The sequence below is a fragment of the Methylobacterium sp. Leaf465 genome, assembly GCF_001424705.1.
Classification (GTDB): domain Bacteria; phylum Pseudomonadota; class Alphaproteobacteria; order Rhizobiales; family Beijerinckiaceae; genus Methylobacterium.
The window spans coordinates 157,329-169,834 of the sequence record NZ_LMRA01000001.1 but is presented as its reverse complement, the minus strand read 5'-3'; the positions used below and the strand labels follow the sequence as shown (position 1 = coordinate 169,834).

At 70.6% G+C, this 12,506-nt stretch carries 13 protein-coding genes; 11 read left to right on the top strand and 2 right to left on the bottom strand.

Annotated features, from left to right (window positions below):
- The first annotated feature begins 125 nt into the window (after nucleotides 1-125).
- From ASG51_RS00710 to ASG51_RS00675, 8 genes are all read left to right on the top strand, one after another.
- The gene (locus ASG51_RS00710) at nucleotides 126-1,544 is read left to right on the top strand and encodes a flagellar hook-length control protein FliK (RefSeq protein WP_056378437.1); all 1,419 of its coding nucleotides are present in this window, start codon (nucleotides 126-128) and stop codon (nucleotides 1,542-1,544) included.
- Between the two features lie 11 nt (nucleotides 1,545-1,555).
- The gene (locus ASG51_RS00705) at nucleotides 1,556-2,230 is read left to right on the top strand and encodes a flagellar hook capping FlgD N-terminal domain-containing protein (protein WP_056211045.1); all 675 of its coding nucleotides are present in this window, start codon (nucleotides 1,556-1,558) and stop codon (nucleotides 2,228-2,230) included.
- A gap of 101 nt (nucleotides 2,231-2,331) precedes the next feature.
- The gene (locus ASG51_RS00700; RefSeq protein ID WP_018044452.1) at nucleotides 2,332-2,607 is read left to right on the top strand and encodes a DUF1153 domain-containing protein; all 276 of its coding nucleotides are present in this window, start codon (nucleotides 2,332-2,334) and stop codon (nucleotides 2,605-2,607) included.
- Between the two features lie 226 nt (nucleotides 2,608-2,833).
- Nucleotides 2,834-4,447 (top strand): flagellar basal-body MS-ring/collar protein FliF, encoded by a 1,614-nt coding sequence (fliF, locus tag ASG51_RS00695; RefSeq protein WP_056378905.1) that lies wholly within the window; start codon nucleotides 2,834-2,836, stop codon nucleotides 4,445-4,447.
- 42 nt (nucleotides 4,448-4,489) lie between these two features.
- Nucleotides 4,490-5,542: a flagellar motor switch protein FliG gene (fliG, locus tag ASG51_RS00690; RefSeq protein WP_056211044.1), complete on the top strand. Its 1,053-nt coding sequence runs from the start codon at nucleotides 4,490-4,492 to the stop codon at nucleotides 5,540-5,542.
- Nucleotides 5,539-6,138 carry a FliH/SctL family protein gene (locus ASG51_RS00685; RefSeq protein ID WP_056272775.1) on the top strand — a complete coding sequence of 200 codons (600 nt, stop codon included), beginning with the start codon at nucleotides 5,539-5,541 and terminating at the stop codon, nucleotides 6,136-6,138. The genes fliG and ASG51_RS00685 overlap by 4 nt, the downstream gene beginning before the upstream one ends.
- Nucleotides 6,139-6,178: 40 nt before the next feature.
- The gene (gene fliN, locus ASG51_RS00680) at nucleotides 6,179-6,523 is read left to right on the top strand and encodes a flagellar motor switch protein FliN (RefSeq protein WP_056211040.1); all 345 of its coding nucleotides are present in this window, start codon (nucleotides 6,179-6,181) and stop codon (nucleotides 6,521-6,523) included.
- A gap of 65 nt (nucleotides 6,524-6,588) precedes the next feature.
- Nucleotides 6,589-7,956, top strand: a complete 1,368-nt coding sequence (locus ASG51_RS00675; RefSeq protein WP_056211038.1) for a sigma-54 dependent transcriptional regulator — start codon at nucleotides 6,589-6,591, stop codon at nucleotides 7,954-7,956.
- Nucleotides 7,957-7,998: 42 nt separating this feature from the next.
- Here ASG51_RS00675 and ASG51_RS00670 read toward each other — a convergent pair whose 3' ends face one another.
- Nucleotides 7,999-8,277, bottom strand: a complete 279-nt coding sequence (locus ASG51_RS00670; protein WP_056211036.1) for a hypothetical protein — start codon at nucleotides 8,275-8,277, stop codon at nucleotides 7,999-8,001.
- 136 nt (nucleotides 8,278-8,413) lie between these two features.
- Complete coding sequence (locus tag ASG51_RS00665) at nucleotides 8,414-9,727, bottom strand: hypothetical protein (protein WP_056211034.1); 1,314 nt, start codon at nucleotides 9,725-9,727, stop codon at nucleotides 8,414-8,416.
- Nucleotides 9,728-9,985: 258 nt separating this feature from the next.
- On the opposite strand from ASG51_RS00665, the gene ASG51_RS00660 reads away from it, so the two are divergent.
- From ASG51_RS00660 to ASG51_RS00650, 3 genes are all read left to right on the top strand, one after another.
- The gene (locus tag ASG51_RS00660) at nucleotides 9,986-10,363 is read left to right on the top strand and encodes a (2Fe-2S) ferredoxin domain-containing protein (RefSeq protein ID WP_056378435.1); all 378 of its coding nucleotides are present in this window, start codon (nucleotides 9,986-9,988) and stop codon (nucleotides 10,361-10,363) included.
- A 100-nt stretch (nucleotides 10,364-10,463) separates the two neighbouring features.
- On the top strand, nucleotides 10,464-11,570 hold the full coding sequence (locus ASG51_RS00655) for a lysylphosphatidylglycerol synthase domain-containing protein (RefSeq protein WP_056378433.1): 1,107 nt from the start codon (nucleotides 10,464-10,466) through the stop codon (nucleotides 11,568-11,570).
- A 10-nt stretch (nucleotides 11,571-11,580) separates the two neighbouring features.
- Entirely contained in the window at nucleotides 11,581-12,495 is a 915-nt protein-coding gene (locus ASG51_RS00650; RefSeq protein WP_056378431.1) for an EamA family transporter, read from the top strand.
- The last annotated feature ends 11 nt before the right edge of the window (nucleotides 12,496-12,506 follow it).

Sequence of the window (12,506 nt, the reverse complement as noted above, 5' to 3'; positions counted from 1 at the left end):
ATTTGCCCCCTTGCACCGGCGCGGGACGGGGTCTCAGAGAAAAAGACTTTTCTGTACAGTGGCTTGCGTTCCGCGCGCGCTGGCCCGCACCTTGCGGAGGGATGCGGCGGAGAGGATTGTCGCCCATGGCCGTCTCATCGATCGATTGGAACGCACTATCCCGGCGCACGGCTTCGCCGGGCGCGGTTCCGTCGCGGGGATCGGCCGCCACCACCTTCCGGCTCGACGCGCCCGCGCCCGACCCTCGTCCGCGGGCCGCGGAGGCCCATGCCCGGGACGACCGTGCGGCGGCCGATGCCCGCAGCGACCGGATCGCCTCCCAACGGGCCAACGACGCGGCGGCGAACCGCGAGGCGGCGCAGGCCCGCGACACCGCGAAGGCCGCGGCCGAGGCGCGTCAGGTCGAGGCGCGCGCGCTCAAGGCGGACGGGGCCAAGGCGGAGGGGGTGAAGGCGGACGGGGCGAAGGCGGGCAGCAACAGGACGGGCGCGGCCGGCGCCGAGGCCCGCGGCGGACGCGATCCCGCCCGTCCCGGAGCATCGGACGCGGCGCGGGGCCCGCGCGACGCGACGAACGCATCACCCGGGGCGAGCGCGCGCCAGGACACGACCGCGCCGGCCGAGAGCGACGCAGCCACCGGCGCCACGACGGCTGGGGAAGCCGCCTCCGCCGACCCGTCGGAGAAGACCGAGGCCACCGCGCAGGCCGGAACCGCGACGCCGATCCTGCTTCTGCCGACTGCCCCACCGCCCACCGCCCTGGCTTCCGCCGCGCAGGGCGCCGCGGCGGCCGGCCCCGGCGGCGCGGTTCCCGCCGATGCGTCCGGGACCGCTGCGCCGGTCGTGGCCGTGGGCACGAACCACGACGGGAGCGCGGCCCGGGGGCTACCCGGCCTGCAGGTCCAGGCGCCCGCCGGCCGTGGCGACGGGTCCGAGAGCGGTGAGCCGGGCAACGGCAAGCCGCAGGGCGATCTCGCCGCCGCCCTCGCCCCGGCCTCGGACGCCGCCGCCCGCACCGACCTGACGCCCGCCGCCCCGGCGGCGCCCGCGCCGGCGCCCGCGAAGGCAGCGGAGGCGGTCGCCCCCGGCGCGCCGGGCGCGCCCGCACCGGCGCCGGTGCCCCTCGGCGCCGTGCCGATGACGATCGGCCTGCGCTCCCTCGCGGGCAGCAACCAGTTCGAGATTCGCCTCGATCCGAAGGATCTCGGCCGCATCGACGTCAACCTCGACATCGACAAGGAGACCGGCGCGGTCCAGGCGCGTCTGGTCGTCGACCGCCCCGAGACCCTGGCGCTGCTGCAGCGCGACGCCGGCAACCTGCAGCAGGCCCTGGCCCAGGCCGGCCTGAATCCCGGCGACGGCAGCATCAACCTCTCGCTCCGTGGAGACGGTCCGTCCGACGACCGACAGAGCGGCGCCGGTTCCGATGGGCAGCGGTCCGAGACGGGCCGGAGCGCCCGTGCCGACACACCCGATCCGACTTCCCTCGCCGCCGTTCCGATGCGCCGTTACGGCGCCCTCCTCGGCATCGACATCCGCATCTGAGGAACCCGATCATGGCTTCAGGCATCACCGGCGCTTCGAGTACCACCGCGTCGAGCGGAACGACCAAGACCTCGCAGCAGGAGCTCGCCGGGAATTTCACCCAGTTTCTGACGCTGCTGACCACGCAGCTGAAGAACCAGAATCCCCTCGACCCGATGGACACCAACCAGTTCACCCAGCAACTGGTGCAGTATGCCGGCGTGGAGCAGCAGCTGAAGTCCAACGACCGCCTGGACTCGATCCTGAGCAATGCGAAGTCGTCGAGCGCCGCCTCGGCCACGGGCTTCATCGGCCAGACGATCACGGCGGACGGCAAATCCACGGCCCTCAAGGACGGCGCCGCGAGCTGGACCCTGACGCCGGCGCGGGCGGCCAAGCAGGCGACGATGACGATCAGCGACGCCAAGGGCAACGTGGTGGCGACGCAGACCAAGGCCCTCACCGCGGGCGAACAGGCCTTCACCTGGGACGGCCGCTCGTCCAGCGGCTTCACCGCGCCCAACGGGACCTACGCGATCAAGGTCGATGCCGTGGACGCCACGGGGGCGAAGGTCACGGTCGACACCAAGGTGAGCGGGACCGTCGACAGCGTCGATCTCAGCGGCTCGGAGCCGGTGCTGATGGTCGGCAAATCACGGGTTCCGGTCTCCACCGTTCAGGACATCGGCGCCGGGTTGTCCACATGACGAACAGGGCGAATCCAATGCGAACGATCCGCTTCAAGATATCTTAAGTGGGCACAAGTAGCTTCCAATCTCGACAGGTCAGTCGAGTTGTAGAGCGTATCATGACCGAACCAAGCCGCCCGAGAGTTAAGTACGTCATCGGGCCTGATGGAAGTCCGTTAACCATCGCGGACCTTCCGCCGACCACGACCCGGCGATGGGTGATCCGTCGCAAGGCCGAAGTGGTCGCCGCCGTCAGAGGCGGATTGCTCAGCCTCGAAGAGGCCTGCCAGCGCTACACCCTCACCACCGAGGAGTTCCTGAGCTGGCAGTTCTCCATCGATCAGCACGGTCTGGCCGGCCTGCGCACCACGCGCATCCAGCACTACCGCCACTGAGCCGGGCGATGGCCGGGGTCTCCGTCGGACCCCGTCGCCGCCCCTCCCGAACCCGGAAGCCGCGTCCCCTCACCCGGGCGCGGCTTTCGCGTTTTGCGGTCTTCCCGGGTGGCGCCGACACCCCTTCGTTCAGGATCGTTAACTCGACGCTAACCACGACCCAGGCAAATTTTGCCGAGCGGGTGCCGGCAGTCCGGCGCCGCGTCTCGGGTGGGTGCGTCGCGTCGTGAAACCGGTCCTCGACCTCGTGACCAAGTTGGGCCCGGCGCGCCTGGCCGCAATGGCCGCCGTCACGATGACGCTGATCGGCTTCTTCGCCTTCGTGATCCTGCGTGTCTCGAAGCCCGACATGGGCGTGCTCTTCGCGGACCTGTCGATGTCGGATTCCTCGGCCGTGATCCGTGACCTCGACGCGCGCGGCATCAAGTACGAGACCAAGGGCGACGCGGGCCAGACCATCCTCGCCCCCCGGGCCGACCTGCCCCGCCTGCGCATGGACCTCGCCGGCAAGGGCCTGCCGAGCGCCGCCGGCGTCGGCTACGAGATCTTCGACAAGGGCGACGCCTTCTCGTCCACCAACTTCGTCCAGAACGTGAACCACCTGCGCGCCCTGGAGGGCGAACTGTCCCGCTCCATCCGCGCCATCGGGCGGGTCCAGGCGGCGCGCGTCCACCTCGTGATCCCCGAGCGACGGCTGTTCGAGCGCGACCGGGAGATGCCGAGCGCCGCCATCGTGCTCAAGCTGATGGGCGACCTCGACCCCTCCCAGGTGCGCGCCATCCGCCACCTCGCGGCCTCCGCCGTCGAGGGCCTGAAGCCGGAGCGGGTCTCCATCGTCGACGAGCGCGGGCGCCTGCTCGCGGATGGCGCCCGCGGGGCCGAGGCCGAGACCGGCGCCGGCATGGAGGAGAAGCAGGTCGGCATCGAGCGCCGCCTGCGCGCGCAGATCGAGGAGATCGTCGCCGGCATCGTCGGCGCCGGGCGCGCCCGCATCCAGGTCAGCGCCGAGCTCGACCTGAACCGCATCGAGAGCCGGTCCGAGAGCTTCGACCCCGAGAGCCGGGTGGTGCGCTCGACCCAGACCCGCACCGAGAATTCGCTGACGGGCGGTGCCGAGGGCGCGGTCAGCGTCGGCAACGAGCTCCCGGGCGCCAATCAGCCCGGCCAGACACCGACCCAGAAGGATTCCACGAACAAGAACGAGGAGACCACGAATTACGAGATCTCCCGGGTGACCAAGACCGAGGTCGCCGAAGGCGGCCGGATCAAGCGCCTCTCCGTGGCGGTGGTGGTGGACGGCGCCTACGTGCCCGGCCCGGACGGCAAGCCCGTCTACCAGGCCCGCCCGGTCGCCGAGGTCGACCGCATCGCCGCCCTGGTGCGCTCGGCCATCGGCTTCGACAAGGCGCGCGGCGATCAGGTCGAGGTGGTGAACCTCCGCTTCGCCGAGACGCCCGTCCCGGCCGAATTCGCCGAGCCGTCCCTGGTCCAGTCGCTGCTCTCTCCCTCCAAGGAGGAGATCATGCGGATCGTCGAACTCGGCGTGCTGACGATGCTGACCCTGATCGTCCTGATGGCGGTGGTGCGCCCGCTCCTGAAGAAGGTGCTGGCCTCGGAGCCGATCCAGATCGCCCTGGTCTCGGGCGCCGGAGCGGCCGGAGCGGTGGCGGGCGGCGAGGCGCTGATGGTGGCGCCCGACAACCCGACCGCCCGCCTCGTGGATTTCGCCCAGCTCAACGGCAAGGTCCAGGCCGAGACCGTCCAGCGCGTGGTCGACATGGTCCGCGCCAGCCCGAGCGAGACCGTGGAAGTGCTCCGCAACTGGATTCACGAGAGCTGATGCGCGTCCTGTCCCCCCTCCCCACCGTGAGGCGTTGAGACCATGTCCTCGGGATTGAACCTCCAGGCGGAACTCGCCAAGGGCGGCAACGGCGCCTTCGGCGCCATGACCGGGGCCCAGCGCGCCGCCGCGCTCCTGCTCCTCCTCGGGGAGAGCGAGGGCGCGCCGATCTGGCAGATGCTCGACGAGGACGAGGTGAAGCTCGTCTCGCACGCCATGGTGCAGCTGGGCTCCCTCGAGGCCGAGACGGTCGAGAAGCTCATCGTCGACTTCGTGTCCCGCCTGTCCTCCGGCGGCGGTATCACCTCGAACTTCGAGCGGACGGAATCCCTGCTCCTCAAGATCTTCCCGTCCGAGCAGGTCTCCTCGATCATGGCGGAGATCAAGGGCGCCTCGGGCAAGCGCGTCTGGGCGAGCCTGACCCAGATCGATCCCGAGATCCTCGCCTCCTTCCTGCGCAACGAGTACCCGCAGACCGTCGCGGTGGTGCTCTCCAAGGTGCGCTCGGATTACGCGGCCCGGGTGCTCACCATCCTCCCCGAGGACTTCGCCATCGACGTCCTGAACCGGATGCTGCGGATGGAGACGGTGCAGAAGGAGGCCCTGCGCCACATCGAGGAGACCCTGCGGGTCGAGTTCGTGTCGACCATCGCGCAGACCACGCGGCGCGACGCCCACGAGCTGATGGCCGACGTCTTCAACGCCTTCGACCGGCAGACGGAAGGCCGCTTCCTCACCGCCCTCGACCAGGCCAATCGCGGCTCGGCCAAGAAGATCCGCCAGCTGATGTTCACCTTCGAGGACCTGCTGAAGCTCGATGCCGGCAGCGTCCAGACCCTCCTGCGCAAGGTCGACAACGAGACCCTGTGCCGGGCCCTGAAGGGCGCCGACGACCGGGTGCGCAACTTCTTCCTGAAGAACATGTCCACCCGCGCGGCCAAGAACATCACCGACGAGATGGGCTCCCTCGGCCCGATCCGCCTGAAGGACGTCGACGAGGCGCAGGCCAAGATGACCGAGCTGGCCAAGGAACTCGCCGAGAAGGGCGAGATCATGATCGCCAAGTCGAGCGGCGAGGAGGAGCTGGTCTATTGAACGCGCGCCGCTTCCTCTTCGACACCGACTTCCGGCCCCGGCCCGACAATCCGGTCGCCGCCAAGGAGGCGGCCGCCCTGGCGGAGACCGTGGCGCGCGCCGAGGCCGAGGGCTACGCGCGCGGCCTGCGCGAGGGCCAGGCCCTGGCCGAGCAGCAGATCCAGGCGCGCCTGTCCGACGCCCTCACCCGGGTGGGCCTCGCGGCGGCGGGCCTGATCGGGCAATCGGACGCCCGGGACCAGGCGCGCGAGGACGAGGCCCTCGACTTCGCCATCCTGCTCGCCCGCAAGATCGCCGGCGAGGCCCTGGACGCGCAGCCCCTGGCGGCGATCGGCGACGCGGCCCGCGCCGCGCTCCAGCACCTGCGCGGCGTCCCCCACCTCGTCGTCCGGGTGCACGAGAGCCTGGTCGACGACTCCGAGGCCCTGGTGAAGCGGCTCGCCCGCGAGCGCGGCTTCGAGGGCCGCCTCGTGGTCCTCGGCGAGCCCGATCTCGCGCCGGGCGATGCCCGCATGGAATGGGCCGATGGCGGCGTCGTCCGGGACCGGGCCCAGATCGAAGCCGCGGTGCTCTCCGCCCTCGGACTTCCAGCCTGAACCGACCGCCCGACCCGAACTCAGCCCGAGAAACCTCCGCATGTCCGACGATTTCAGCCTGCCCCAGCTCAACGGCTTGGATGCCTCCTTCGACGGCCTCGGCACCGAGTCGATCCGCGAGACGCCCACCACGCCCAAGAGCGCCGCCGACCTGGAGCAGGTCTTCGACGTGCCGGTGGTGGTCTCGGCGGTGCTCGGCTCCTCGCGCATGCCGATCGGCGACCTGCTCCGGCTTCAGCCCGGCGCCGTGCTCGAGCTCGACCGCAAGGTCGGCGAGGCCATCGACATCTTCGTGAACAACCGCCTCGTGGCGCGCGGCGAGGTGGTGCTCGTCGAGGATCGCCTCGGCGTCACGATGACCGAGATCATCAAGAGCGACCACTGACCCCCCTCGCCTTCCCGGCTGCCGCGCCCCCCGCGCGAAGCCGACCCTGACGGAGACCCTGAGCCATGCGGCTTCTCATCATCGGACGGCTCAACGGCGAGCTGATCACCGCCTCCAAGATCGCCATGAACCGGGGCGCGGCCGTCACCAATGCCGAGAGCCTCGCCCAGGGCCTCGCGGTGCTGCGGGCCAAGGGCGCCGACCTCATCATGATCGACGTGGCCCTGGCGATCCGCGATCTGGTCACGGCCCTGGCCGAGGAGCGCATCCGCACCCCCGTCATCGCCTGCGGCGTCGCCACGGACGCCAAGGCGGCGGTGGCCGCGATCCAGGCCGGCGCGCGGGAATACATCCCCCTGCCCCCCGATCCCGAGCTGATCGCGGCGGTGCTGCAGGCGGTCTCCGAGGACGGGCGCGCCTTCGTCTGGCGCGACGCCTCCATGGAGAAGGTGGTCAAGCTCGCCGAGCAGGTGGCCCGCTCGGAGGCGTCCGTGCTCATCACCGGCGAGAGCGGAACGGGCAAGGAGGTCCTGGCCCGCCATCTCCACGGCAAGTCGAACCGGGCCAACCGGCCCTTCGTCTCGGTGAACTGTGCGGCGATTCCCGAAGCGCTGCTGGAATCCGAGCTGTTCGGCCACGAGAAGGGCGCCTTCACGGGCGCCGTGGCGCGCCGCATCGGCCGCTTCGAGGAGGCCCATGGCGGCACGCTCCTCCTCGACGAGATCTCCGAGATGGACGTGCGGCTGCAGTCGAAGCTCCTGCGCGCCCTGCAGGAGCGGGTGATCGACCGGGTCGGCGGGACCGCGCCGGTCAAGGTCGACATCCGCGTGCTCGCCACCTCCAACCGCAACCTGGTGGAGGAGGTCCGCAAGGGCACCTTCCGCGAGGATCTCTACTACCGGCTGAACGTCGTGCACCTGCGCCTGCCGCCCCTGCGCGAGCGCCCCGCCGACATCCTCGAACTGGCGGCGCATTTCGCCCGGAAGTACGCCGAGGTGAACGGCGTGCCGGTGCGGCCCCTCAGCGCCGAGGCCCAGGGCCTGATGCGCGCCAATCCCTGGCGCGGCAACGTCCGCGAACTCGAGAACACCCTGCACCGCGCGGTGCTCCTGGCCGCGGGACCCGAGATCGGACCCGACGCGATCCTGACCCCGGAGGGCGACAGCATCGCACCGGTCTCGGCCGGGCCGGCCGAGCGCGCCGCCCGGGTGGCGGAGGCCGCCACGCGCGGTCTCGTGGGGCAGACGGTGGCGCAGGTCGAGTGCGACCTCATCCTCGACACCCTGGACCATTGCCTCGGCAACCGGACGCATGCCGCCAGGATCCTCGGCATCTCGATCCGCACCCTGCGCAACAAGCTCAACGAGTACGTCGAGGCCGGCCTGTCGGTGGCCGAGCCCGGCAGCGTCCGGGCCGTGGCCGCCTATGGCTGATCGCGGGAGCTGAAAAGCCCGGGTCGCCCCGACGGGCCGACCTCAGCGGCCGTTGTTGGCGCGCTCGGCGGCCATCTGGGCCTCGTGGGCGCGCTCGAGCTTCTCCATCGAATGGAACCGGGCGATGTCGGCTTCGACGTCGCGGATCGTCTCCTCGACGAGATGCTGCTGCAGCGCGCTGCGCGGATCGTTCGCCTCCAGGCCGTCGCGGGCCTGCAAGCGCTCGACCGCCTGCTTGACGACGCTGTAGACCGCTTCCCGCTCCGTGCGGGACATGGCGGGATTGACCGCGCGGGCGATGAGATCGGTGAATTCGGACATGCGTGCTGGCGGGAACGACCGGGGCGTGGGACGGGCTGGAGTCCGTCGGGTTCATCCTGAACCCGGCAGACGCTCGATGTCTCTTCTGTCGTTTGTCTTCTCAGGATAGCAGGTTTCCACCGATCCCTGACAAACTCTAGAGGCGCTGATCGTTGACGCCCGCGAGGATGAGGGCGATCGAGCTCCAGACCACCAGGCACCCGAAGAAGACGACCATGATGCTGTAGCCGCGCTGCGGGAAGATCGAATCGTCGGGCAGGGCCGGTTCGACGAACGTTGCCAGGTAGATCTGCTGCTTGTTGGCAGCGATGCGGGCCCGGTCCACCATCAGGTTCGCGGATTCGTTGAGCTTGGTGGCGATGACGCGCTCGACCTGCAGGCCCTCGTATTCGAGGAGCGCGCGGGTCATGTTGTTCGCGGCGTTCGAGCCCGACAGGCCGTCGCTGGTGAGCTGGTCGGTCAGCTTCTGGATCTGCTGATCGAGGGCCGCGACGGTGGACGCCAGGTTCTGGATGCTGCGGGACTTCTCGTCGAGATTGGAGCCGCGCAGGACCGCGAGGTCGGACTCGGCCTTGAGCCGGTCCTTCCGCAGCGTGCCGATCGTCGTCAGGGTGGACTCGGCGGCCTTGGCCGGATCGATGATGCCCCAGCGATTCCGGAAGACCTGGAGCGCCATGTGGGCGTTGCGCAGGCGCTCCTGCGCCTTCGTCGCCTCGGCCTCCGCATGCTTGACCATGTCGGCCTGGGCTCGGCGGGAGATGTCGTTGATGAGCGCTTCGCTTCGCGCCACGACCCCGCGATTGATCGCCAGGGCATCCTCCGGCGTGAAGGCGCGCACGCTCAGCGTGATGATGCCGGAGAGCACCTCGATCCGCGTCCCGACATGCTTGTTCCAGTACTTGACCAGTTCCTCCATGGACTGATCGACCCGGTAGCGCGTCCAGAAATCCGCTTCCGGCCGCGAGAACATCTGCGAGATGTGGAGGCTCTCTTCCATCTTGGCGACGATGGCGCGGCTCTCGACGAAGTCCCGGATGATGAAGCTGTCCTGGCTGTTGTGCTTCATGATCAGGTCGGAGAACTGCCCGCCCGAGCTTTCTTCCATCGGCTCGACATTACCGCGCACGGCGAATTGCGACACGGCCACGTACTGATCGGCCGCGAAGGCGTAGAAATAGATCCCCGCCAGGACCGTCGGCAGCAGGACGAAGACGCCGAACTGGCGCAAAAGACTGCCGACCAGATTCTTCGGCTTGCTCGGCGGCGGCCGCAGGCCCGGGAGCTGGCGCCAGTCCAGCCGCTCCTGCGCCCGGCGCAGGAGGGCCGGGACGCGGCTCCGCGAAACGGGATCGACCGTTTCGGCGTTGCGGCGCAGATCCGGCAGGGAACGCAGGGCGATATCGATCACCCCCCGCACGCGGTCGGTCTGCTTGACCTCGTCGGCCTTCATGATTTCCGGTTCCCGAGGCTCGGCGCGATCAGGGCTGATGGCGGACGCAGCATCATGGGCGGCGAGTTTGCCCGAGCCTGATGACGTTGCATATGGTCACGCCTGGGGAGCCCTCTCGCCGTCCTCGTGTTGAACCCGACGAGTCCTTCATTTTTCGGCCCTTTTTAAGGCGCGTCGCCCTGGTGGTGGGGCCTGGGTGGAGGGGGTCGGCGCAGGGGGCTTTCGGCGCATGGGGCCGCAGGGGACATCGGGGACGGCATGGATGACACGGACAGGGAGGCGGCCCGCCCGGCGCGGATCCGCATGGCGCGGGCCGGGTTCACGGAACTCGTGCTGGTCTGCAGCAAGTGCGTCAAGCGCCAGGGCCTGAAGAAGGGCTCGGTGCGGCGGCAGCTCAAGAGCGAACTCAAGCGGCGCCTCACGGCGCGCAAGCCGCGCGTGGTCGAGGTCGGGTGCCTTGGCCCCTGTCCCAAGCGTGCTCTCGCGGTGATCACGGCGGACAGCCTCGCCAAGCAGCGCATTCACCTGCTTGACCCGCAGGCCACGCCGGCCCAATCCGTGGAGGCGCTGTTCCCCGATTTCGGCCCCAAAGGCCGCCTAGACCTGCCGGACGCTGCGGAATTGCCGCACCGCTAGGTCGGAGCCGCGCGCCGGAACGGGAAGCCGGGATCGTCGTCCCGGTGCGACGGATGCGGGAGCGGGGAATCCTTGAAACGGACGATTCGGGACGGGTCCGATGCCTGACGAGCCGCGCTTCGCGACGACCCGGGTCGCCGAACGTCCAGCGGGCGAGCGGATCGGGTCCGGTCGTCTCGGGCGCCTCGTCCTGCGCCGGCTTCCCCTGGTCGGAACCCTCCTGGGCCTCGGTCTCGCTGTCTGGCTCATCGCCACCAACGATCTGGCCGCCGTCACCGACGCCTTCGGCCGGGTCGGTGCCGGCGGCCTCGCGGCCATCGTGCTGGTGCGGCTGTCGGTGATCCTTCTGTGCGGCCTCGGCTGGGGCTGCGTCATCCAGGGGCTCGCGGGGCTGGGTCAGGCCCGCACCGGAGCCTTCGTGCTGCTGCGCCTCGTCCGCGAGGGCATCAACGTGCTGCTTCCGGTGGCCTCCGTCGGCGGCGACGTGGTGGGCGGCCGCCTGCTGACCTTCTGGGGAACCACCGGAACCCTGGCGGCCGCCTCGATCCTCGTGGACATGCTGTTCCAGGCTGGGACCCAGGCCGTCTTCGCCCTGGCGGGGGTGGGCCTCCTGCTTCAGGTCGGCGGCGAGGCGGCGCAGGCGCTGGCCACCTGGGTCCTGCGCGCCCTGGCGGTCACCGCCCTGCTGCTGGGGGCTTTCCTGGCCGTCCAGCGCAGCGCCGCGGCGCGCGCGATCGGGCGCAGGGCCGTCGATGGCGTGCGCCGCGTCTTTCGGGGTGACCCCGTCGCTCCGTCGCCGTCGGGCGGCAGCGTCTACGACGCCCTCGATGCCGTCTGGGCACCGGGTCGGCGCGGACGGCTCGCGGCGTCCGTCCTTCTGCACCTCGCCGCCTGGGGACTGGGCGCCCTGGAGATCTGGATCGCGCTCACCTGCATCGGCGTCGATTCGGTGAGCTTCACCGAGGTCGTGGTGATCGAGGCCCTGAGCCAGGCCATCAAGTCGGCGGCCTTCCCGGTGCCGAGCGGCCTCGGCGTCCAGGAGGGCGGCTTCGTCCTGCTCGGCAGCCTCTTCGGCATCGATGCGGGCACCGCCCTCGCCCTGTCGCTGATCAAGCGCGTGCCCGACGTCGTCCTCGGCCTTCCGGCCCTGCTGCTCTGGCAGGCCCTGGAAGCCCGGCGCGCGCTGATCCTGCCCCCGGCGGCCTGACGCCCGCGCCATGGCTCCCGCTTCGCACGGATCTTCGGCCCCCGGCGGCTTGGTCGCCACGCTGCTGCCCGTCGCGGCCCTCCTGGGCAGCATCGTCTCCCTCAGCGTCGGCACCTCCTACGCCAAGCAGCTGTTCCCGATCCTGGGCGCGGAGGGCACGACCGCGCTGCGGGTCGGCCTCTCGGCGCTGATGCTCGTCGCGATCTGGCGGCCCTGGCGCCTGCGTCCCGGCCGCGCCGACCGGCGGGCCCTGCTGCGCTACGGGGCCGTGCTGGGCGCCATGAATCTGCTGTTCTACCTGTCCCTGCGCACGATCCCCCTCGGCCTCGCCATCGCGATCGAATTCTCCGGGCCCCTGGCGCTCGCCCTCGCGGTCTCCCGCCGGGGGATCGATTTCGCCTGGATCGGCTGCGCGATCCTCGGCCTGTCGCTGCTGCTGCCCCTCGGCGACCTGTCCACCGGGCTCGATCCCGTCGGCGTCGCCTGCGCCCTCGGCGCCGCCCTGTGCTGGGCGCTCTACATCGTCTTCGGCCAGCGCGTCGGTCATCTGCACGGCGGACGGGCGGTGGCCATCGGCATGTCGGTGGCGGCCCTGGTGGTGCTGCCGTTCGGCATCGCGAAGGCGGGGACGCTGCTCCTGCAGCCGGCCATGCTCGGAATCGGCCTGGCGGTGGCGGCCCTGTCGAGCGCCCTGCCCTACACGCTGGAGATGGTCGCCCTGAAGCGGTTGTCGAAGCAGAGCTTCGGCGTCCTGCTCAGCCTTGAGCCGGCCGTGGGCTCGCTGGCCGGCCTCGCGATCCTGGGCGAGCACCTCACCCCCACCGAGTGGCTGGCCATCGCCTGCATCGTGGTGGCCTCGGTGGGCAACACAGTGACGAGCCATCGCGGCCGGGTGGCCGCCGCGGCCGCGCTGACGCCGGTCTGACGGTCGCGCGC